The organism is Spirillospora sp. CA-142024 (genome assembly GCF_050942325.1).
In the GTDB taxonomy this organism is placed as follows: Bacteria; Actinomycetota; Actinomycetes; order Streptosporangiales; family Streptosporangiaceae; genus Spirillospora.
The window spans coordinates 8611890-8632160 of sequence record NZ_CP192077.1; the positions used below are offsets into that span (position 1 = coordinate 8611890).

The 20271-nt window shown below is 69.6% G+C and carries 34 protein-coding genes and 1 pseudogene; 31 read left to right on the forward strand and 4 right to left on the reverse strand.

Annotated elements, in window-relative coordinates:
• Positions 1 to 12: 12 nt before the first annotated feature.
• Positions 13 to 1311: an AlbA family DNA-binding domain-containing protein gene (locus ACQPZP_RS40710; RefSeq protein WP_433474936.1), complete on the reverse strand. Its 1299-nt coding sequence runs from the start codon at positions 1309 to 1311 to the stop codon at positions 13 to 15.
• Between the two features lie 433 nt (positions 1312 to 1744).
• Here ACQPZP_RS40710 and ACQPZP_RS40715 point away from each other — a divergent pair, with 433 nt between their 5' ends.
• Positions 1745 to 2041, forward strand: coding sequence for a hypothetical protein (locus ACQPZP_RS40715; protein ID WP_433474937.1), 297 nt, complete (start codon positions 1745 to 1747; stop codon positions 2039 to 2041).
• A 10-nt stretch (positions 2042 to 2051) separates the two neighbouring features.
• Here ACQPZP_RS40715 and ACQPZP_RS40720 read toward each other — a convergent pair whose 3' ends face one another.
• The 3 genes from ACQPZP_RS40720 to ACQPZP_RS40730 are packed head-to-tail and all read right to left on the reverse strand — an operon-like array spanning position 2052 to position 4042.
• The gene (locus tag ACQPZP_RS40720; RefSeq protein ID WP_433474938.1) at positions 2052 to 2486 is read right to left on the reverse strand and encodes an NUDIX domain-containing protein; all 435 of its coding nucleotides are present in this window, start codon (positions 2484 to 2486) and stop codon (positions 2052 to 2054) included.
• Between the two features lie 29 nt (positions 2487 to 2515).
• Complete coding sequence (locus tag ACQPZP_RS40725; protein ID WP_433474939.1) at positions 2516 to 3232, reverse strand: PP2C family protein-serine/threonine phosphatase; 717 nt, start codon at positions 3230 to 3232, stop codon at positions 2516 to 2518.
• Positions 3233 to 3238: 6 nt separating this feature from the next.
• Positions 3239 to 4042, reverse strand: a complete 804-nt coding sequence (locus ACQPZP_RS40730) for a GntR family transcriptional regulator (RefSeq protein WP_433474940.1) — start codon at positions 4040 to 4042, stop codon at positions 3239 to 3241.
• A gap of 390 nt (positions 4043 to 4432) precedes the next feature.
• On the opposite strand from ACQPZP_RS40730, the gene ACQPZP_RS40735 reads away from it, so the two are divergent.
• From ACQPZP_RS40735 to dnaN, 30 genes and pseudogenes are all read left to right on the forward strand, one after another.
• Positions 4433 to 4813, forward strand: a complete 381-nt coding sequence (locus ACQPZP_RS40735) for a hypothetical protein (RefSeq protein WP_433474941.1) — start codon at positions 4433 to 4435, stop codon at positions 4811 to 4813.
• 102 nt (positions 4814 to 4915) lie between these two features.
• Positions 4916 to 5128: a hypothetical protein gene (locus ACQPZP_RS40740; RefSeq protein ID WP_433474942.1), complete on the forward strand. Its 213-nt coding sequence runs from the start codon at positions 4916 to 4918 to the stop codon at positions 5126 to 5128.
• Positions 5128 to 5765, forward strand: a pseudogene (locus ACQPZP_RS40745) (bifunctional DNA primase/polymerase). The gene ACQPZP_RS40740 and the pseudogene ACQPZP_RS40745 overlap by 1 nt, the downstream one beginning before the upstream one ends.
• Entirely contained in the window at positions 5762 to 5962 is a 201-nt protein-coding gene (locus tag ACQPZP_RS40750) for a hypothetical protein (protein WP_433474943.1), read from the forward strand. Before ACQPZP_RS40745 ends, ACQPZP_RS40750 begins: the two are co-directional and overlap by 4 nt.
• An 89-nt stretch (positions 5963 to 6051) precedes the next feature.
• The gene (locus ACQPZP_RS40755; RefSeq protein ID WP_433474944.1) at positions 6052 to 6174 is read left to right on the forward strand and encodes a hypothetical protein; all 123 of its coding nucleotides are present in this window, start codon (positions 6052 to 6054) and stop codon (positions 6172 to 6174) included.
• Positions 6175 to 6176: 2 nt separating this feature from the next.
• A complete protein-coding gene (locus ACQPZP_RS40760; protein WP_433474945.1) occupies positions 6177 to 6506 on the forward strand; it encodes a hypothetical protein in 330 nt (109 codons plus the stop codon).
• A 6-nt stretch (positions 6507 to 6512) separates the two neighbouring features.
• A complete protein-coding gene (locus ACQPZP_RS40765; protein WP_433474946.1) occupies positions 6513 to 6938 on the forward strand; it encodes a hypothetical protein in 426 nt (141 codons plus the stop codon).
• Positions 6939 to 7102: 164 nt separating this feature from the next.
• Positions 7103 to 7387: a hypothetical protein gene (locus ACQPZP_RS40770; protein WP_433474947.1), complete on the forward strand. Its 285-nt coding sequence runs from the start codon at positions 7103 to 7105 to the stop codon at positions 7385 to 7387.
• On the forward strand, positions 7384 to 7701 hold the full coding sequence (locus ACQPZP_RS40775; protein ID WP_433474948.1) for a hypothetical protein: 318 nt from the start codon (positions 7384 to 7386) through the stop codon (positions 7699 to 7701). Before ACQPZP_RS40770 ends, ACQPZP_RS40775 begins: the two co-directional genes overlap by 4 nt.
• A gap of 143 nt (positions 7702 to 7844) precedes the next feature.
• Complete coding sequence (locus tag ACQPZP_RS40780) at positions 7845 to 8102, forward strand: hypothetical protein (protein ID WP_433474949.1); 258 nt, start codon at positions 7845 to 7847, stop codon at positions 8100 to 8102.
• A 102-nt stretch (positions 8103 to 8204) separates the two neighbouring features.
• Complete coding sequence (locus ACQPZP_RS40785; RefSeq protein WP_433474950.1) at positions 8205 to 8507, forward strand: hypothetical protein; 303 nt, start codon at positions 8205 to 8207, stop codon at positions 8505 to 8507.
• Positions 8508 to 8898: 391 nt separating this feature from the next.
• Positions 8899 to 9189: a DUF7221 family queuine tRNA-ribosyltransferase-like protein gene (locus ACQPZP_RS40790; RefSeq protein WP_433474951.1), complete on the forward strand. Its 291-nt coding sequence runs from the start codon at positions 8899 to 8901 to the stop codon at positions 9187 to 9189.
• A 16-nt stretch (positions 9190 to 9205) separates the two neighbouring features.
• Positions 9206 to 9721 (forward strand): DUF7221 family queuine tRNA-ribosyltransferase-like protein, encoded by a 516-nt coding sequence (locus ACQPZP_RS40795; RefSeq protein ID WP_433474952.1) that lies wholly within the window; start codon positions 9206 to 9208, stop codon positions 9719 to 9721.
• Positions 9722 to 9917: 196 nt separating this feature from the next.
• Positions 9918 to 10223 carry a hypothetical protein gene (locus ACQPZP_RS40800; protein WP_433474953.1) on the forward strand — a complete coding sequence of 102 codons (306 nt, stop codon included), beginning with the start codon at positions 9918 to 9920 and terminating at the stop codon, positions 10221 to 10223.
• Positions 10220 to 10456: a hypothetical protein gene (locus tag ACQPZP_RS40805; protein WP_433474954.1), complete on the forward strand. Its 237-nt coding sequence runs from the start codon at positions 10220 to 10222 to the stop codon at positions 10454 to 10456. Before ACQPZP_RS40800 ends, ACQPZP_RS40805 begins: the two co-directional genes overlap by 4 nt.
• Positions 10456 to 10590 (forward strand): hypothetical protein, encoded by a 135-nt coding sequence (locus ACQPZP_RS40810; RefSeq protein WP_433474955.1) that lies wholly within the window; start codon positions 10456 to 10458, stop codon positions 10588 to 10590. Before ACQPZP_RS40805 ends, ACQPZP_RS40810 begins: the two co-directional genes overlap by 1 nt.
• Before the next feature lie 123 nt (positions 10591 to 10713).
• Entirely contained in the window at positions 10714 to 11037 is a 324-nt protein-coding gene (locus tag ACQPZP_RS40815; protein WP_433474956.1) for a WhiB family transcriptional regulator, read from the forward strand.
• 210 nt (positions 11038 to 11247) lie between these two features.
• Positions 11248 to 11532, forward strand: a complete 285-nt coding sequence (locus ACQPZP_RS40820; RefSeq protein ID WP_433474957.1) for a hypothetical protein — start codon at positions 11248 to 11250, stop codon at positions 11530 to 11532.
• Complete coding sequence (locus tag ACQPZP_RS40825; RefSeq protein WP_433474958.1) at positions 11516 to 12754, forward strand: hypothetical protein; 1239 nt, start codon at positions 11516 to 11518, stop codon at positions 12752 to 12754. The genes ACQPZP_RS40820 and ACQPZP_RS40825 overlap by 17 nt, the downstream gene beginning before the upstream one ends.
• A gap of 80 nt (positions 12755 to 12834) precedes the next feature.
• Positions 12835 to 13023, forward strand: coding sequence for a hypothetical protein (locus tag ACQPZP_RS40830; protein ID WP_433474959.1), 189 nt, complete (start codon positions 12835 to 12837; stop codon positions 13021 to 13023).
• Between the two features lie 226 nt (positions 13024 to 13249).
• A complete protein-coding gene (locus ACQPZP_RS40835; protein ID WP_433474960.1) occupies positions 13250 to 13423 on the forward strand; it encodes a hypothetical protein in 174 nt (57 codons plus the stop codon).
• Positions 13424 to 13498: 75 nt separating this feature from the next.
• Complete coding sequence (locus tag ACQPZP_RS40840; RefSeq protein WP_433474961.1) at positions 13499 to 13921, forward strand: hypothetical protein; 423 nt, start codon at positions 13499 to 13501, stop codon at positions 13919 to 13921.
• Positions 13922 to 13955: 34 nt separating this feature from the next.
• Positions 13956 to 14675: a hypothetical protein gene (locus ACQPZP_RS40845; protein WP_433474962.1), complete on the forward strand. Its 720-nt coding sequence runs from the start codon at positions 13956 to 13958 to the stop codon at positions 14673 to 14675.
• On the forward strand, positions 14599 to 15189 hold the full coding sequence (locus tag ACQPZP_RS40850) for a lytic transglycosylase domain-containing protein (RefSeq protein ID WP_433474963.1): 591 nt from the start codon (positions 14599 to 14601) through the stop codon (positions 15187 to 15189). The genes ACQPZP_RS40845 and ACQPZP_RS40850 overlap by 77 nt, the downstream gene beginning before the upstream one ends.
• A gap of 74 nt (positions 15190 to 15263) precedes the next feature.
• Positions 15264 to 15716 carry a hypothetical protein gene (locus ACQPZP_RS40855; protein WP_433474964.1) on the forward strand — a complete coding sequence of 151 codons (453 nt, stop codon included), beginning with the start codon at positions 15264 to 15266 and terminating at the stop codon, positions 15714 to 15716.
• A gap of 98 nt (positions 15717 to 15814) precedes the next feature.
• Positions 15815 to 17716 (forward strand): DNA translocase FtsK, encoded by a 1902-nt coding sequence (locus ACQPZP_RS40860; RefSeq protein ID WP_433474965.1) that lies wholly within the window; start codon positions 15815 to 15817, stop codon positions 17714 to 17716.
• A gap of 99 nt (positions 17717 to 17815) precedes the next feature.
• Positions 17816 to 18376 (forward strand): C40 family peptidase, encoded by a 561-nt coding sequence (locus ACQPZP_RS40865; protein ID WP_433474966.1) that lies wholly within the window; start codon positions 17816 to 17818, stop codon positions 18374 to 18376.
• Between the two features lie 106 nt (positions 18377 to 18482).
• Positions 18483 to 18644 carry a hypothetical protein gene (locus ACQPZP_RS40870; RefSeq protein WP_433474967.1) on the forward strand — a complete coding sequence of 54 codons (162 nt, stop codon included), beginning with the start codon at positions 18483 to 18485 and terminating at the stop codon, positions 18642 to 18644.
• Positions 18645 to 18783: 139 nt separating this feature from the next.
• Positions 18784 to 18999 carry a hypothetical protein gene (locus ACQPZP_RS40875; RefSeq protein WP_433474968.1) on the forward strand — a complete coding sequence of 72 codons (216 nt, stop codon included), beginning with the start codon at positions 18784 to 18786 and terminating at the stop codon, positions 18997 to 18999.
• Positions 19000 to 19002: 3 nt separating this feature from the next.
• Positions 19003 to 20256, forward strand: a complete 1254-nt coding sequence (gene dnaN / locus ACQPZP_RS40880; protein ID WP_433474969.1) for a DNA polymerase III subunit beta — start codon at positions 19003 to 19005, stop codon at positions 20254 to 20256.
• Positions 20257 to 20271 lie beyond the last annotated feature (15 nt).

The following is a 20271-nucleotide window of genomic DNA, read 5'->3' on the forward strand; positions in this document are numbered from 1 at the left end:
TGAGGTCTCGTCTCAGTTGGTCGCGCGTGGTGGAGGACGGCTTGTCAGGAGTTCCTCCATGCCGAGCAGACCAGCATCCAATGCCGTCTGCACCAACCAGGCGTCCACTTGGTCGTGCCGGCTGCCGGGATCGGTGAGATCGAGCCCAGGATCCGCCAGCAAATGCGCGCCGTGGGAGTTGCCTGCCTCCGGAATCGCGGTGAGCCTGCCGGTATCCAGGATCTGCGGGATCGGACGCCGCGCGGTGACCATGTGCAGGACGCGTGGTTGGGGGACGGCCAGTGAGTCGATCTGCGCCAGCTCAGCGAGCGAGCTGACGACGTGTTGGTCGACGAGCGCGGCGACCAGCGCGTCCATGAGGCCCCCGAGCTCCTCGACGTTTATCTGCCAGTCGGGCTCGGGTCGATCTTGCTGGCTGCCGTTGGCGGGAACCCAGTGGGTCTCCTGCATCCTGAGCCAGTTGGCTATGCGGATGGTGACGTCCAGGTGCACCAGCAGGTGGGTGGCGGTCTGGCCGTAGCCGCCCGGCACCTCGGCTGACAGCAGCGCTTCGACGGGAACCGGGTGGCTTGAGGTCCAGCCCGGTGGGAGTCCCTGCCACTGGAGCCTGATTGTGCGGGACCGGTTGTGTCCGCGGCGGTGGAACTTGCGAATGCTGCAGCCGCCACCACCTGAGATCAAGTCAGTGAGCTGGCCAACCAGGTCCGAGCCGTTCAGGGCGTCGGCCAACTGGTTGACGTCTTGCTCGCGCAGGGGGAGCCAGGCGGCCCGGGGATCGATGGCGATGTTGAGGCCGGAGCGGATGCTGAGATCCACATGCTCGTCGGCGTCGCCGAATGAATCACGCGGTGCATTCGGGGGGCGGATGGCCCACGGGTCGGATTGCACTTGCGTGTCGCTTTCGGCGAACAACGCGGCGAGCTGCTGCCAGCTGGCCGGGTGAGTGGTGTTGTGGTGCCGGACGGGCGCCGCCCCCTCGATGAGCAGCGGCCGCGGTCCGACGCCGGGGACCACGCGAATGACCAGGACGTACTTGCCTGAGTCGTCGTCCATCGGGACCGGGACGATCTCGGGCACCCATGGGGGCTCAATGGCGCTGTGGCAGTGCTCGGACACGCGTTCGAGCGTCTTCTCTTTGACGCCGGTGACCTTGCGGTCATCGGTGACACCGACCAGGACCAGACCGCCATAGGTGTTGGCCAACGCAGCCACGGCCTTGGCGATGCTGGTGCTCATGTCGGCCTTGTACTCCAGGGTGGGGCTCTCGGGGCCGACCATCGCCACCAGGCGGCGAATCTGATCGATCGTCACCTGGGAAGGGGCGCTATGCAGCAGAGTCTGGGCCAAGGACACAAGATTCATCATCGTGGATCGCCGAGCGGTACCGCTCACAGTTTTCAGGCACGCGCGTAGGCATCTGACTCCGCTGTGGACAGGCAGCCGGCGGGTTGGCCGGTCCGTGCCAGCATCCGGAATCTGACGAACGGTCCGTGATTGCGTTGCTACCGTCCGGGATCATCAGGTGGTGGTCTGTCCAACTCCAGGAGGACACGATGTCCCGACGTGGCCCGCTCGTCGCGCTCGCTGACGAAAACCTGTCGCTCAACACTGCACCTCGCGAAGATCGGACCATTGTCGACAACCAGATGTTGCCGTGATCTTGGCTGCGTGGGCTCAGGTATCGGCAGTTTTCTCGACAACATCTTGTTGTCCTTGACACCGCTCAGCGGCGATGCTCATCGCCATGACCGAGCTGTCCACGAATCCCGTTGACGTCGCCCGTCGTAGTCTCCGCCCACGCCAGCCCGTGCCGCCAGGTGCCGCGGCCGCGCTCGCTGCCCTTGTTTCACTCCGGTCCCGCTATGCCGACCTCGAAAGGGATGAACTGGCCGCCATCGACGCCATCATGACCTCCGGAGGAACCTGGACCCAGATCGCAGCTGTTCTTGGGCTGGGATCACGGCAGGCCGCACGTCAGCACGGGCAACGCCTGCGTCAGCGCGTCCAGCAACGCGACTCGGACCGACAACAATCCCGGTAGGTAGGACGACTCAAAGGAGCGAGGTTCCGTTGTGGATGCGCACGAATGGGCCGTCGGCTCTGAGTGCGTCCGTCACACGGACTGCGCGGGCCTCGGGCATCGCCTCGGTCGCTCCAGCCGGCAGAAGCCAGGCGACTGATGTGGCTTCGTCAGACGGGTGTGGCTCCCCGCTGACCGGCCTGCAGAGGATGGCCAGGGAGACGACGCCCTGGTCCATGTTCTTGTAGACGCCGGTCAGCCGCTCTGGCTCGACCTTCACACCGGTTTCCTCGAACACCTCGCGGACGACGCCCTCGAACGGTGCCTCGTCCAGCTCCAGAACACCGCCGGGTGGTACCCACCGGCCGTCGTCAGCGCGTTTGATGGCGAGGATGCGTCCGTCGTCCCGAACCACAATCCCCGAGACGCTGACCGCGTGGCGAGGCAGGTCCTCGTCCGGCTTCATTCGTCGGCCGTCCATTCGAAAGTTAGCTTCTACAATTGGTTCGGGATTGACTGGACGTCGGCAACTATGGCCGTCACATTATCGGGGGCGCCCCGAGCGAGAGTCGCTTGGATCAGGCGCTTGACAGTCTCGTTTGGGTCGGTGACGGACGCCAAGGTGTGGCGGATGTCCTCCTGGTCGACGACGCCGCTGAGGCCGTCAGAGCAGAGCAGGAGGCGGTCACCGGTTTTGAGCTCACGGACAGTCAGATCGGGGGATCGGCCATCGGCTCGTCCGTCGAGGAACCGGGCGAGCTTTGGCGGGAGGTCTGGGACGGTCGCAGCGTCGAAGACCAGCCGATCGTAGACGTGGTCTTCGCTGAACGCCACGAGCTGGCCGTCGCGCAGCTGGTAGATGCGGGAGTCGCCGACGTTGGCGAATACGGCGAATCTTCCGGACCACAGCACGGCTACCAGGGTCGTTCCCATGCCGGTCACGCTTGGATCCCCTGCAGCTCGGGCGCGAAGGGCATCGCTGGCCTCGAAGATCGCATGGCCAAGTGTTGTGGCCAAATCTTCGGGGGCGACCTCTCGGTCGTACGGTTTGAGGGTTTCGATCACGGTGGTGCTGGCTACGTCGCCGGCGGCGTGCCCGCCGAGGCCGTCAGCAACAGCCAGCAGTCGACGGCCGATGTAGCCGCTGTCCTCGTTGCGCTTGCGTACGAGGCCGACATGGGTGCCGAGGGCGGCTTCGATAGCGAGGCTCACGATTGATCACTCGTTCGTTTCGTCGTCGGGCCATGGATCCTGAGCAGATTCATCACGGTGCAGGACGTGCACCGTTTCGACACGGTCGCTAGCCACGATGTACTCGGTCACCTCGATTGGCTTGCCGTCCCCGCCGGACGTGCCAACTCGCACGATTTCCAGCACGGGCAGGATGCCCGGTATCTGCAGCAGCGTCGCCTCTTCAGGGGTCGGCATGCGGGCGCGATGGATCTCCATCCAGGAGATAGGCCAATGGCCTGCGCGCTCCAGACGGTAGAGCCAGTCCCCCGGCCCCTCGGCCTGCGAGGCCACCTCGGGGGTGTCCTCGACTCCGCGCGGATGAATCCAGGAGATGTTGATCTGGAACGGGGGCTCAGCTACTGGCCCGGTGACTCGAAAGCGCCGCATGACCTTGGTACCGACCGGGACGCCTAGAAGACCGGCGATACGTGGGTCGGTCAGCGGCTCGAAGGATGCCTGGGGCTTGACGTGGTGGGTCCACACCTCCTGGCCGGACGCGGATGGGAAGGAATACCCGGGACTGCCGGTGGCGACGTTCCGCTTGACCAAATTTCCCCTTGGCCTTCGCAACCGCATGGTGCCGTGCCGGACGATGATGCCGCGCTTCTTGATCACCTGGATCAGACCGTCTGCTTCGAGCAAGGACAACGCGGACCGGATCACACCACGTCCGACACCGTACGCGCTGGTCAACTCGTCATAGCCGGGCATGTTGCTGCCCGGCGGGTACTCGCCGCTCTCGACCTTTTCCCGTAGCTCAGCGGCGATCTCGCGGTATCTCGCAGTCACAAGGACCTCCCTCACAGAAGGTTATCTGTACCGGGACTGTTGACACATCCCCTCGCAAGGCCCATCATCAGTACCGGTACTCATCCGGCTGCAGTACCGGTACTGAGCGGAGCTTGGTGGACGTGGATGGACGCTGTCCCGCCGCTCTTGCCGGAACGAGGAAGGGCACCACACAACTTCACATGGCGTTGGCGGCCAAGTGCGGAACCGGTAGGTGTCCGGGTCGATTCAGTCCCCGGATCAGCGTTGGTCGCGGCAGCGCCCCGTCTTCCCAGGCAGCGCCTGTGCTGTCTGTCCGCTGCGGACCTTTCGCCCTGGTTGTGCCAGGTGTGCCGTGGCGGGCGGAGAACACACGCCCTGTTTCGTCCTCTCGCCACCTTGGAGGCGTTCATGACGTCGAGCAACGGCCGTCGCACGCTGCTGGCCAGCCGGATCCCTCTGGACCAGATCTTGATGCCGGAGGGGCGTAGCCCTCGGCTGGTGTGCCCGGACTGCGGGACCTGGCAGATCTGGAAGCGCGGGCTGGTCAAGGCGCATGCGCTTTGCCCGGATGAGGCCATCTCCCCCAAGTGCCCAGGCTCCCACCAGCGGGTGTTGGTCGACCTCACGTCCGATCAGCTTCGAGAGTTGCGGGCCGGTGCAGCCGCTCACGCCCGCGCCATCGCCCGCAGCCCGCGCGATGGGTACCAGCAGTCCCCGCCGGCCGCTCCATCGGTCCATCAGATCGCTGCCCGTCGCATGTCGGGACGGCTGGCGACCGCGCGCCCCTGACGAGGCCCTCTTCTTCGCCTCACCCCTCACGAGCGCCCCGGCCCAATTGGGCTGGGGCGTTTGCCTGTGCCCGATTCGACCGAACGGAGTGATCAACAGGTGATGTTCACCTTCGACGACGGCCCGGAGATTTGCCCGGACTGCGGAGGCCCGATCATCTGCCCCGAGTGCCCCGGATGCGCGTGCTGGAACGGCCGGTGCACCGGGTGGCGGCACTGGGGATCGGTCGACTTCGAGCTGCCCGACGACGATGACGGCGACCGCTGCGGTGAGTGCGGCGCGACCGGCTCCGACGGCTACCGCTGCGACTGCTGATGGCCGCGCCGGCTCCCGACCCGCTGGACGTGGCCGCGCGCGGCCTGGCCGTCTTCCCGCTCCCGCCCGGCGCCAAGCGCCCTGCCCCGACCGGCTGGGCACGCGCCGCGACCACCGACCCCGACCAGATCCGCGCCACCTGGCCGCCCGGCGCCAACATCGGCATCGGCTGCTGGCGCTCGCGCATCGTGGTCCTGGATCTGGACGTCCCCGGCCCCGGCCACCGCACGAGGGTGCGCGGCGTCGACAGCCTCGCCGCCGCCTGCCGTGAGCACGGGGGCCCTGGCCGGCCACGTTCACCGTCGCCACCCCGTCCGGCGGCCGCCACCTGTACTACCGAGCGCCTCAGGATGTGGTGATCGGATCGGTATCTGGCGGCGCCACACCGCTCGGTGCCGGGATCGACACGCGTGGGCCCGGCGCTGGCGGCCGCGGCGGCTACGTCGTCGGGCCCGGCAGCGTCGTCGACGGGCGTACCTACCGGGTCGTCCAGGACGGCCCCATGGCGCCACTGCCCGTCTGGGTCACCGCCCTGCTGGCCCGGTTCGTCGTCACCCACCGGACTGTCACCGGCAAGCAAGCCGCCCAGGCCGCCGGCACCAGTCCCTGTGAAGACGGGACCGGGGGCGGCCGGTGAGCGCCCCGCGGCCCCGGCTGGTCAAGGTGCGGCTGTCGGGCGAGGCCGCCGACGTGGCGGCGCTGGCCGAGCTGCTGACCGAGCTGCCCGGCGACCGGTGCGCGGTCGGTGAGGTCTCGGCCCAATACTCCAACCGGCGCGGTAGCGGCGTGCGCGGCTACCTCGACGTGGTGTTGACCGGCCCGGCCGACGGCTAGGGCCCCGCAGAGTTCCCCCAGACCCGGGACGCCCCACCTCCAAACAGTGACGTCCCGGGCCCCTCCCAACAGGAAAGGAGGCCCAAACGATGGCCGACAAGCCCACCAAGGGCAAGTCCTCGACGTGGCCCAACGGCGAGCCCAAGAGCGTCCGCGACGCCGAGCGAGGCAAGAGCGTGCGGGATGCCTACGAGGCCGGGAAGAAGAAGTAGCCGTGATCATCCCGCTGCGGTTCCCCGACGGGAAGCTGGACTACTCCCGCCTTGGCGAATGGTTCGCGTTGTGCGACACCTGCTGCGCGCGGACCCTGCTGTCGGCCGTGGACGACTGGCTGGTCTCCCGTACCACCAGCGGCCGGGTCTACTGCCCGGGCTGCGCCCGCCGCGCCGCCGAGCGGCTGGTCGCCGAGGTGTTCCCGGCCGGCCCCCGGCACGCCCGCCCGCGCCGGCACGGTGGTGCGCGCATCGCCGTGGCGCGGCTGCGGACGGCCCTGCACCGCCTCACCTACCGGCCGCGCCGCGCCCCCCGTCTGAAAGGACCATGACCACCGATGATCGAGATCAGGGCGGCCGAGCACGATCGGCCGGTCACCGCCGACGGACCGCACGACCCCGAGGGGACACGCGCGGTCGCGGCCGGGATCGATGCCACGTTCCGGCTGCTCAACTACGCGACCATGAGCCCGAACGGGCTGGCCTACCCCAGCGACGTCTACAGCGTGCTGGGGGAGCTGTCGGCCGCCGCGGCCAAGCTGCCGCAGGCCCTGGCGCAGATGGCCCAGTTCATCACCGACCAGGTGACCAGCGGCCAGGCCCGTGAGCACCCGTCCTACGGCCGGTACGGCGGCGACGCCGACGCCGCCGCCCGGGCACTGGCCAGCGTGACGCGAGAGGCGTCGACCGCCGCGGCCGGGCTGGGCCGTCTGCTCGGCGAGGCCCAGTCGACCGTCCGCGGCCTGGAGGCCGCGCACGACTGACCGGCACGACGGCCGGTCCTGACGACCCGCCAACCATCCCCGGGCCGGGGCCGCATCCCCGCTCGCGGCCTCGGACGGGGCCGCTTTCCTGGAAGGAACCCCTTCGTGAAGATCTCCGCACTCCGCGCCCTGGGCGCCCGCTACGTCCCTGCCGGAGGCGTGTGATGCCGACCTCCAAGGAGCTGCAGGCGGCGCCGAAGGCCACTGTCGTCGAGCCGGGCGTGCAGATCGGCCGCTCCCCGATGTGGGAGCTGTACCACTACGAGCACGGGCAGCCGGTCGGCAAGTCCATCGCCCGCCACCAGGACCTCCACGAGTGGCTGACCGACCTGGAGCAGTCCGGTCGGATGCTCGGCTTCGGCTGGGAGATCCGCGGCGCGGACGAGCCCGCCGACTGGCCGGGATGGCCCATCACTGAGGACAAGCAGGGCGCAGGACCGTGCCGATGAACGGTATGCCTGCCCGACTGCCCTGTGATCTCACCGACCGCATGCCCGCCACAAGGCCCGTGGCCGGGTTCTACGTCTCAGTGCGCACCAGTGCCCGTATGGGCGAATCGTCGCTGGTGCTGGGGCCGTTCCCAGACCGTGACACCGCACACGCCCATGTGCCGCTGGTGCGGGCGTTCGTGGCGGCCCGGCACCGGGGCGGGGAGTGGTGGCGGTTCTCGGCTGCCCGGGTGACCGCACCGCCGGGCCGGGCGCTGCCGGCGGGGACGTTGAACGACCTCATTCCCGCGGCCGGTGACGGGCTGGCCGCCTAAACGGACTGCTGACCCCGAGTCCGGGCGGCCCCGCCCCGCTGCGACAGATGTTCGCGCGGGGCGGGGCCGTCTCACCCGGTGCCAGACGCCCGGACCCTTCGTCATCCGATTCCCGCGACGCGGGAGAAGGGAGCGCGTGCGCGATGACGAACCCGACGACGAACCCGATGACGATGCCGGTCGCGGTGACCGGCCCCTACCCCGTCCCGGACGCTCTCGTCACCCCGGCCGCCGCCGCAACCGGCGTAGCGGCGGGCGGATGCGGCAACTGCGGAAGCGTGCGCAGTGTGCGGGTGCTGCCCGACGGACGACACCGCTGCGACTGCGGACACCGCTGGACCCCCACCGCCCGGCGCACGGCCCGGTACCCCACCGGGCACGGCGCCGATGACACGCCGTAGCTCCACGCGGTTCTGGGACCACCGCCGCATAGGCCGCTGGCCCACCCCTCAACCACCCCACCCGAAGCCGACAGCCATTCGTCGGGAAAGCGAGCGCGCCCCATGGGCGACATGGAAAAGGTCGTTGCAGAGTGCCGTGCGAAGCGCGGTGTCCAGGAGATCAGCGACGCGTGTGCCCGTGTGATCGCGTCTCTCTACCACGATGGGCAATGGTCACTTGCGTACTCGTTTGCGAGTACGGGGGCCATCACCGATCACCCGGAACAGGTGTGGCGAGAAATGTTCGGCGCGCTGTACTCCGGTGCCTCACGAGACGAGAAGCTCGTCATGGACATGATGGGCACCTACCTGACCCGCGCAGGCAGGCGCGGCCCGGTACGCGGCTGGTCTGGCCTGTGGCTGTAGGCCGAAGGCTGCGCACACGGCCGGGGAAACACCACCGGGAGCGCGACGCCGGGTGACCGCCGACGCCCAGGCCACCGCCCGTCAACGGAGGCGTTGAACGCGGCCGTGCCCGACGCATCGCATCGCGCGATGGATGCGAACTGCGGCGAGAAGGCCAAGCGCAACCAGTAAGTCCATCCCGAGCGGCAGGAGATGCCGCCCTGACGCCGTCCTCCAGGCCGCCGCGGATGCCCGACCTCAAGCACGTCGAGGCATCCGACGCCGCCGCCGGCATCTTCCGCATCGACTTCGCCGACGGGACGGGCGCCGTCGTCGACCTCTGGCATGCCTAGCGCCCCCAGCCCTCGACCCCGGTTCGGCCGGGCGACCGCTCACGGCGGATCGAGGGCACATGAAGTTCACCTTCTACCTCGGCACCCACCGGCCGGGCTGGCTGACGTTCATGGACGTGCCGCTGTTCATCAGCGCCGCGACCGTGCACCGCATCGTCCGCGAACGCCGCGCCCGCAACACCCACGGGTGCGGCGACTGGGCGTTCGACTCTGGCGCCTACACGGCGAACAACCCGCGGACGGGCGGCAACCCCGCTCATCCCTGGCATCTCGCCCCGGACGAGTTCGGCGGCATGGTCACCCGCGTCATCTATGAGGTGGGATGCCCGCCGGCGTTCGCCGCCATGTGAGCCGGACGTCCGCGCCGTGACCGGCCTGACCACGGAAGACCACCAGGAACTCACCCTCGACAGCTACGTCTACCTGGCCGAGGAGTTCTACTTCGTGCCGTGGGCGCCCGTGCTACAGGGCTGGGAAACCGGCGACTACATCGCCCATCTGCGGATGTACGAGGCCCGCGGAATCAACCTCGCCCACGCCGAGACGGTCGGCCTTGGGTCAGTGTGCCGCCGCGGGTCGGAGAAGCCCATCGTCGAGATCGTCACGGCCGTCCAGTCCTACGCACGGCAGCGGTACGGCCGAAGGCTACGGCTCCACGGGTTCGGGATGAACATCCGCGCTCTCCGCCGCGTCGCCTATCTCCTCACGTCGTCCGATTCGCTGGCCTGGTCCGACACTGCGCGCCGCGAACACGTCCGCCTTCCCGGCTGCGCTCACAAGTGCTGCAACAACTGCCCGGACTACGCGCTCGTCTGGCGTGACCGTGTCCTCGCCGCCACGACTTCCCCGGTGCAACTCGACCTGTTCACGGAAGCGGCGTGATGCCGATCCGTCCCGAGAACGCCGACCGCTACCCCGACGACTGGCCGGAGATCTCCGAGCGGATTCGGACCGTCCGGGCGGGACCGGTGACCACGCTCCTCACCTCAACGAAGAGGGGGAGCCGCGGCTGGGCTGCCGTTGAGCGTCCGGCCACACGTCCGACACCACTCCAGGCACATGTCAAAGGAGGACTGCCGTGGGGACCAGTTTCAACGGCAAGATCACGCGCACTGTCCGCGATTCGTCCGAGGCGTTGCGGGACGACGACGCCGGCGTGTTGAGCGTTCTGCGGCGCCCGTGCTTCAACATCGAGGGCCGGGACTTTCTGCACGCCGAGTACATCACCGTGGACGGCGAGTACGGGCAGGTCTGTACGCCCCTGCGGGACCGCCGGTTCTACGTCCGCGGCCCGCACGCCGCCCCGACCGACGCCCCGGCCAACGTCAGGTTCCACGACACGATCGAGTCCGCGCTTTCCGAGGCGATGGAGCGGATCTCATGACCCGCACCGCCGGTTTCGGTTACGAGATCGATTCGCGAGGCGCCGGTCACGTGGTCACCGATCGGCCCGCCGACTACAGGGTCGAGCTGCTGCAGAACGGCTACGCCCGCGTCTACCACAGCCCGTCCGGCCTGACCGCCGTTGTCGAGCCGGGCATCGGCGTCGTGCACAGCGGCGGCAGAAAGCTCCCGGCCAGCCTCATCGCCGAGATCCACAACCGGTGGAGACGGTAATGACCTCCAAAGCCCGCAAGAAGCAGCTCGCGTGGCAGGTCCGCAACGGCCACAGCCACCAGTCCCGTCTCGCCGCGGCCCGTGAACTCGCCCGGATCGGCGAGCAGGAGCGGCGTATGAGAGGGGGCGGCTGATGTCCAGATGGCTGATGTCCAGGCGGCCGCAGCCCAGACCACCCAAGCCCCGGTACCCGAATCCGCCGATCGACCGCCGCCCGCCGCCGGGCCTAGAACTCCCCCGTGTTGAGGAGGTGACCGATGCCTGCCCTGCGCCAGCGCCAAAGGCATGGCCGTAGCCCGTGGGATGGCCCCGGCCGGGTTGACCTGCGCCTGGAAATCCCCGCCTGGACCAAGGACGCGCTGTGCGCCCAGGTCGGTGTCGAGGTGTTCTTCAGCGACCCCACCGAGACCGACACGCTCGCCCAGGCCAAGCGGGTCTGCCGGGCGTGCCCGGTGCGAGGCCAGTGCCTGGAGTGGGCGCTGAGCTTCAGCCAGCGCAACGACCGGTACGGGGTCTTCGGCGGCGCCAGCCCCAGGCAGCGCCGCGCCCTTCGCCGTGAGCGCGAGCGGCAGGAGACCTGACCGCCGCCGTGGCGCCGGCAAGGGTGACCACCAAGACCCACAACGGCGGGCATCCGGAATCACCCGACCCGAACAGGATCGGCCCCGGCCGGTTGCGCATCCCGGCCGACTCCCGCGGCGGCCGGGTCCGCACCCCGCACTGAGACCAGCCGGACAAGTTCCCCATTGCTTTTCTTCTGGGCCGAGAACCTTCCCCCCAGGGAGACGACCATGACGATCAATTCCGCGTTCACCACCGCCGATCTGGACCTGATTGCGCGGGCTCTGAATGCGCGGGCCGACATCTACACCCGGGTGGCGGGGGTGGCGGTCACGGTGCCCGACTACGAGATCGCAGCCCGGGCCGCACGCCGGTACCGCGCCCTGGCCAATCGGGTCTGCGCAGCCCGCAACGCAGCCCGTGACGCAGCGCGGACCGCACCCCGCACCGCACACCCCTGCAGCCCCGGATTCCTCGCGGAAGGAGCACCGGACCCCGATGGACAACATGGATGAGACGGCCGGCTGGCCGACCAGGCCCGGCGATGACGGCCCTGGTGATGAGAGCCTCGGCGATCCCCGACCGGGCGACTCCGACCGCGGGGCCGCCGGGCTGCCCGGCGTCGGGCGCATCGCCTTGAGTAAAAAGGGCGAGTTGGCCTGCAAGGCCGTGCTGGTGCTGGTGGGCGCCTTGTACGTGGTGCTGATGGTGGTGTCCTACACCAACGCCCGCACGGCGCTGCTGGAGGCCGGGGAGACCCAGGAGCTGGCGCGGATGCTGCCGCTGGGGTTCGATGTGGCGGGCACGGTGCTGGTGGCGTTGTCGCTGGTGCTGGCCGTCAAGGAGTCCCGCGGGCAGTTGGTCACCCGGGTGTACGGGGTGGTGCTGGTGGCCACCAGCGCCGGGATCGGCGCCTGGTACGGGCACAAGGTGGGCGGCGGCTGGATCACCTGGTTCGTGGCCGCGCACGCGCTGATGGCGGTCACCCTCGCGGTGTTCGCCGAGTCGGTGGCCTGGCTGCTACGGGCCCGGATCGACGCCGCCATCGGCGTGGAACGCGTCCCGATGGTGCTGTGCCTGACCAATCCCGGCGCGTGGCGGGAGGCGACCCTGTACCGGCTGCGGCACCGCTCCCCCGTTTCTTCAGCCCTGGTTTTGCGGGACGAGAAGATCAAGGCGGTTTCCCGGGTAGTGGAAGCCGCCCAGGACGACGCCGGTTACAAGGGCGCCAAGGCCAAGAAAGTGCGGGCAGCGATCATGCGGGCGTGCCGGGACGGCACCCTGCCCGTCGAGGCGATCGAACGGGCCTGCGAAACCGGCCTGAACGAGGACGCCTCCCGCCGCCTTCTGGTGGACGCCGCCAAGGCGATGATGGCCAGCACCGCGACCGACGCCATTTCCGGGAAAGACCCCCTGGCCGAACTCCTCGGCGGGCACGACGGGGAAGATCTGAGGAAGATCCGGGGAAGCGGCGCAGTGGGACAGAGCTGGGGCGATGCCCAGGGCGGGGAAGATCTGGGAAAGATCCCGGGAAGCACTGGAAAGGTGCTGGAACGCGGCCACAATCTCAGCGAAGACCGCATGTCGCAAATCGTCGCCACCATCGAAGAAAGCACCGGGAAATCCCTGACGATCTCTGAGATCGCGTACGCGCTGAGCATCAGCAATGCCAGGGCAACAGCGATCCGGAATATCACACCGAAAGTCAAGCAGAACGGCACCGGACGACACCGGTAAGCCCCCCGCCAAGCCACAGCGGGCGTGGAACCGGGTGAACCGCGAACCTGCCACCTTCCCCCCAATCCACTTGGAGGCCTATGGAGAAGATCAAGACCAAACTCATCAGCGGCCAGGATCTCCGCCGAGGTGACGTTCTCGCCTCCGGCGATGAGGTCATCGACGTCCACCACGACTCGGAAGGCACCTGGATCGAGACCTTCCACGGGAACTGCGGCTACGCCGACGGGCAGACCTGGCGAGTTCGGCTCCCCAGACCACCGCGCTGAGTACCCGGCAGCGCCGCAAAACCGGCGACGGGCACCTCAAGCCCCCAGCGTCCAGGCGCTGCAGCCGCCGACCAAACCGGCCAGGCCGACCAGAAGGCCCGGGGCGACCCGGCCTTGATTCGTATCCCGGGAATGACCGGGCGGGTGTTCGTAGCCCGCCCGGTCATTTCGTGCTGCACAGAAAACGAAGTTCTCTCTTCCATCAACCCGAAAAGGGGATCTTGTCATGCCCAAGATGTTCAAGCTGGTGCTCTGGATGCCGGTGTTCTGGTTCATCGCCGCCATCGTCGCCTACGAGTGGAACTTCAACGGCGTCTTCCTGGTCGTGGCGCTGGCCGCCGGCACCGCCGCCGCGCTCTGGGTCACCAGCGGCGGCGACAGCAAGGAAAGCGGCGAGTAGGTGGCGGCCGAGCCCTACATGGCGCCTGGGGCGGACCGGACCGCAGATCCTGTGGACGGCCCGCCCCAGCCTGCCGTGGACGCCCCCAATCGCGCCGGTGACACCCGCCGCGTGCCCACCGGTGGCATGCCCTCCGGTGACGCGCCGGATGCGCCCGCGTGCGGTGCCGCCGAGACGCCCCCGGACGCGGGTGCCGGTGGCCGGATCGGGAGGTTGTGCTCCCGGCTGCTGGCCGGCGCTCACCCGCCCGACATCTGGGGTGACCGGCCCGGGCTGGCCAAGCTGGCCGCCTACGCCCGTCAGGGCGCCGGCACACCCGAGACCGGGCCGCTGCGCACCGGGCAGATCTGGTGGTTCCGGCTGGTGTGCCTGCCGATCACCGCGTGGGCCTACTGGAAGGCGTGGGCGCTGGAGCGCCCCTTGCGCGGCGTGCCGTTCCTGATCGTCCAGGTCTGGTGGTTGCTGCTCAACATCGCCGCCTTCTTCCACCTGCTGTGAAGCACCCCCGACAAGAACAGAAAGGAGTCGATCCATGGATGCTGTCGCCGATCTGGTGGCCGGGCTCGGCGGGGTGGACCTGAAGGGCATCGTGCTCAACCTGGTGTTCCTGACGGTTCCCGGGCTGGCCCTGGCCAAGGGTCTGAAACGATTCCGCGTCTCTGGCGGCGCCCCCGGTCAGGTACCCGGCGCCTTCCCCGGCCAGACGGGGGACGGCGCAGGTGGCGGGCAGGTGAAGGCGCACCTGCGGCGGGCGGGCGGGCAGCTCGCCTCCTTCGTGACCATCGTGGCTGTGCTGACGGGCGGGCTCGGCCTGGTCCCGCTGGCCCGGGCGGGTTACGAACTGCTCGCCGGTGTCCATGAGGCGGCCCCCGCGGTGGTCGGCGTCGTCGTGGTGGCGGTGCTGCTGGTCAAGGGGCTGGTGATGGCCCGCGACCTGATGGACGGCAAGGTCGATCGGCCGTACCTGTGGCTGGCGCCGGTGCCGCTGCTGGCGCTGCTGGTCTGGGTCGCGCCGGTGGTCGTCGACCAGATCACCGATCAGGCCGGTCAGACCGTCCGGATGGTCGTGGACCAGGCCAAGGCGGACGTGCGTAACCGCGACGCCGAGCACCCCTCCGGTGACAGTCCGGCAAGCCCGGCAAGGAGGGCGGCGCGGACACTGGTGAGAAGGGCCGATGAGCAGGGTCGCCGCCGCCGCCGCGGTAGCGGGCGCGCTCGGCGTGGCCTGCATCAACCCCGGTGTGTTCCGTGACGTCCCGATGCTGGGCGAGTTGGTCACCGCTGTCGCTGCCGTCACCGACACCTCCGGTGACGGCAGCGGCGGCGGGGGCAAGCCCGGTGCGGACGGCAAGCACGCACCGGAGGGCAAGGACGCACCGGACGGCGCCGCCGGCAGTGACCGCGACGGCATCCCGGCGGCCTACCGCGCCCTGTACAAGCGGGCTGCCGCCGATTCGTGCGTGGACTGGCAGGTGCTGGCCGCGATCGGCTACGTCGAATCCCGGCACGGAGCCAACACCGGCCCCAGCTCGGCGGGGGCGCTGGGACCGATGCAGTTCATACCGGACACCTGGCGGGACTACGGCCGCGACGGCAACGGCGACGGCCGCAAGGACGTCCACGACCCCGCCGACGCAATCCCGGCCGCCGCCGGCTACCTGTGCGCGCACGGCGCCGCGACCAACCTGCGCGGCGCTCTGTGGCACTACAACCACTCCACGCGCTACGTCGACCACGTCCTGGTCGTGGCCGACCGGCTGCGCTGACCGCCGCTCGATCGGCACAGAGGCTCCGGCGATCACCGAGCTGGCCGCGGCCTGGAAAGGACCTGATCTACATCATGCATGTCGAGAACCTGCCCCAGCGCCTCATGGTCGGCCTTGGCGGCCGCCTGGACGACCAGATGCAGATGATCCCGCTGCTGTTCCTGCAGGACCCGGACCAAGAGGTTGAGGACGGCGCGTCGGTCCTGATGACCGCACTGCTGGCCAGCGGTTGGGAGTTCCTTCGCGGCGCCGGGCCGTTTGCGATGCCCATATCCGAGACCTGGAGCGTTGAGCTAGACGATGAGCCGGGAGCGGTCCTGTGCGGCCCGGGCGGGCTGCGCCTGCGGGTGGGTACCGACGACGTCCCATTCGCCTGGCGTGAGACCGTGCGCCTCAACGGCGTGGTCCTGGCCTACGGCGGCGTGATCGAGGTGCAGGACCACTCTCCCGACGTCGAGGGCGCGATGCGCGCTGGGACGCTCGCGGTAACCGCTCTGCCTGTCCGCAAGGGGGTGGCCGGCCGATGAGCAACTCAGTCCGGGTCGCCGGTGCCGACCGCCGCCAGGGACTCACCGCCCCCGCCGAACCTTCACCCGCCCCGGGGAGCGGCCCGAGGAGGACCCAGGTGAACCAACGCGTCCAGCGGCTGGGGTTTGAGCTGCAGGCAGCCGTGGAGGGGCGGCTGCGCCGTCAGATGCTGCCGCACTACTTCACGGCCGCGGTGCTGGCGGTCGGCATCACCGTGGCCAACTGGCCGGCGCAGGTGTCGGCCACCGCCACGGCGCTGGGTGCCGTAGGCCTGACCGCGGCAACAACAGCGGTGCTCATGTGGCGGATGCGCCGGACCGGATGGCGGGCGTGGACCACGCGCGTGGCCATCGCCGGTGCTGTGGTGGCCGGGTGGCTGACGGCCACCGCGCTGACCGGCCTGGGCCCGGTCCTGGTCGCTGTGCTGGTCGCCGCAGAGATCATGCTGGCCGCCCGGTGGTGGCAGCACTGCCGCCCCGGATACCCCGACCCGCCCCGGCCGCCCACCTCCCACCGCACCGCCCATCACGCTGGCGACCGCATCGGCGAGCGGGACCAGGAGCCCGGTCCGGCGCCCGGTCCGGCGCCCGGTCCGGCCGCGCCGCCCATCCAGCAGGCGAGTACCACCGTCGACCTCGACACGGCCCTGTCCGAGCCCGCTGGCAGCCCCGCCGATGGGCCCGCCGATGGCGGGGGCGCGGATGACGCCGCTGCCCGGGTGATCGCCGACGAGCTGCGCCGACACGGTGTGCACGCCACCGTGGTGGGGGCGACGGCAGGCCCGCAGGTGATCCGCTACAGCCTCGCACTGGGCAACGGTGTCAAGATCTCCAAGGTCCGTGCCCTGGTGGAGAACCTCGGTGTCGCGCTCGGGCGCGACCGGGTGCGGCTCATCGCGCCCATCCCCGGACAACCGGGCCTGGTCGGCCTGGAGGTGCCCAACCCCGACCGGCGACCCGTGCACCTGGCCGATGTGCTGCGCTCACCGGCCGCCACCGGCGAGGACCATCCGCTGATCGTCGGCCTGGGGGAGGACGTCGAGGGCCGCCCGGTGGTGGTCAACCTGGCCAAGATGCCGCACATCCTGATCGCGGGCGCGACCGGCGCGGGCAAATCCACCGCGCTGAACGCCATCATCGCCTCGGTCCTGGTCCGCGCCGCCCCCGCGCAGGTCCGCATGGTGCTCATCGACCCCAAACGGGTCGAACTGGCCGCCTACACCGGCATCCCGCACCTGCTCACGCCGATCATCACCAGCCCGAAGAAGGCCGCCGAGGCCCTGACGTGGGTCGTCGGTGAGATGGACCGCCGCTACGACGACCTGGCCGCCTCCGGATACCGGCACATCGACGACTTCAACCAGGCGGTGGAGGCGGGCAGGCTGACCGCGCCGCCCGGCAGCGAACGCGTGTACACCCCGTACCCGTACATGCTGGTCATCGTGGACGAGCTGGCCGACCTGATGATGATCGCGCCGCGCGACGTGGAGGACTCGGTCGTGCGCATCACCCAGCTCGCCCGCGCCGCCGGCATTCACCTGGTTCTGGCCACCCAGCGGCCCAGCGTGGACGTGGTCACCGGTCTGATCAAGGCCAACGTCCCGTCCCGGCTGGCGTTCGCGGTCTCCTCACTGGCCGACAGCCGCGTCATCCTCGACCAGCCGGGCGCCGAAAAGCTGCTGGGCGCCGGGGACGCGCTGCTGGCACCGGCCGGCGCCGGCCAGCACATCCGCCTGCAAGGCGCACTCATCACCAGCGACCAGATCATCCAGGTCGTCGAACACGCCAAATCCCAGCACCCGGCCACCCCGCAGACCGCTACCGACCCGCTGACCGCATCCCACGAACAGGTCATGCAAGTGGTCCGGGCGGGACCGGCGACCACCGGCCAGATCCAGACCCGCACCGGGCTGCCTGAACACCAGGTCGATGAACTGCTGAGCCACCTCACCCGGTTCGGCTACCTGGTCAAACCCGCAGACCACTACGAGATCCCCTAACCCGGGCGACACCTGACCGAGGGCGCGCACAGCAACACGCGCGCCCCCGGTCTCGCCGTGCGCGAATACACGCCCCCCAATCTGCTCAGGAGGTACCCGGTGGCCCAGGCCGCAGGCCGGCTCGTCCGCATCGCCCTGGTCGGCGCGCTGGCCTACCACATCAGCACCATCGCCCGCGACGACGCCAAAGGCGACGACACCAAAAGCACCCGCCCCCACGCCGCGGCCGGGACCGACCTCGGCCGGCGCATCGTCGCCGCAGCCAAGACCCAGCGCGGCGTCCCCTACTCCTGGGGCGGCGGCGGCACCCGCGGCAAAAGCCGCGGGATCTGCTGCTCACCCGGCGGATACGACGGCCGCGAAACGGTCGGGTTCGACTGCTCGGGCCTGGTGCAGTTCGCCGTGTACCAGGCATCCCGCGGCCGGATCACCCTGCCCCGCGTCGCCGCCGACCAGGTCCGGCGCGGCAAACCCGTCTCCCGGTCGGCGATGCGGCCCGGCGACCTGATCGGTTTCGACCACGGCCAGGGCATCACCCACATCGGCATATACGTCGGCGACGGCCGCATGGTGCAGGCCCCCCAAACCGGCGACGTCGTCAAAATCTCGCCCCTGGCACCCCGCAATGACCAGCGGTGGACCATCCGCAGACTCCAATGACCAGCCCACCGGCCATCACCTGCGACCGCCTACCTCGATCCGCCGCCCCGGGAACCGTTCAACCGGTCCCCGGGGCTTCCTACTGCCCAAGGGAGACGGCCCCGTCATGGACGAGAAGCAGATCAAGGCGCAAGTCGCCGAACACTTCGCCTCCGACAACATCCGCGAGGACGAGATCGTCCTCAAGCCCAACGGCGACATCGTCATCGACCGCCGCAAGACGCTCCCGTGGGCCCAGCCCCTCGTAGTCGGCCGATGGAAGAACTAGCCGCCGCGCCACAAAGGGAGAAACCCCGGATGGTCACCCGCTGGCCCGTCACCGACGGCTCGGGCTGTGATGCGGCGCTGACCGTGCTGGCCGCGCACCTGCCGAGACATCCCCGCCCCCACCACGAAGGAGTTCCGCGATGAACCCTCCCAAACCGCCGATGCGGGACCGCGAGTTCCACGCCCTGGCCGATGAGGTGGCCGCCGTGTGCGACCGGAACGGCCTGTCGACCTGGCTGAACGACGACCGCGAGCGCCTGGACGCGGCGTTGTGGGAGTTCGCCCACCCCGATCTGGCCGGCACTTCGGCCGACCCCTACCGCGGCGCCGAAGACGACCAAGACCAGGAGGACTGACCGGTGAAGTTCACCATCGATGCCGAGGCGTTCGCCGACGCGATCAGCTGGGCCGCACGGTTCTTGCCGTTCGTGCCGACGATGCCGGTGCTGGCCGGGATCCGACTGGAGGCCACCGACCAGCAGCTGGCCGTGAGCGTGTTCGACTACGAGGTGTCCGCCTACGCCCAGGTGCCCGCCGAGGTCAGCGACCCCGGAACCGCACTGGTCTCCGGCCGCGTCCTGACCGAGATCGCCAAGCGCCTGCGGGCCGGCGCCGTCGAGGTCGCCCTCGACGGCGCCACCATGACCCTGCGATCAGGCCCGGCATCCTTCGGCCTGCTGACGATGCCGGTCGAGGACTACCCCACCATCCCGGCCATGCCTCCCACCGTCGGCCAGGTCGACGCCAGCGTCCTGACCCGCGCGATCACACAGACCGGCATCGCCGCGGCCCACGACCACACCGTCCCGACCCTGTGCTCGCTGCGCCTGGACCTGGCCCCGCAAGGGCCGCCCATGCTGTCGGGCACGGATCGGTACCGAGTCGCGCTGCGTCGCCTCACCGGCTGGCAGCCCACCATCACCCCGACCGGCAACACCGCCGCCCACGGCCGACCCGAAAACGACCGAGAGGACGGGGAAGCACCGGCCTCCGGTCTCGGCGGCGACCCGGTGAAGGTGTTCGTGTACGCGGCGACAATGACGCGGATCGCCAAGGCCCTGACCGGGGACCTCCCGGTCACCGTCGGGCTGGCAGCCGATCACAACCAGGCCCCCCATCTGATCGGCCTGCAGGTCCCCGGCCGCACCATCACCACGCGCCTCATGGACGGCGCCGTCCTGGACTACGCGTCCATGCTGGAAAACAAACAGCGCCCGCACCGCGTCGAGATCGGCACCCGCGAATTCATCGAAGCGGTCCAGCGCGTCGCGGTCGTCGCCGAACGCAACACCCCAGTCCGGCTCTCCTTCACCACCGTCCAAGACGGACCCGACGGCCAGAGTGAGATGACGCTGCAGGCCGGTACGGGCGATGAGGCCAACGGCCGCGACGTTCTACCCGCCCGCGTGCACGGCACCCCGCCGACCGTCGCGTTCAACCCCGGCTACCTGACCGACGCGCTGAACGCACTGGACTCCGACACCGCGCACCTGTTCATCGGGGACAAAGACACCACCTCGGCTCTGATCACCGGCACCGTCCCAGACAACGCCAAAAACCTCAACGCTGTCATCTACCGGCACTACCTGATGCCGGTCCGGCTGACCAGCTGACCGAGCGGCGCCGTC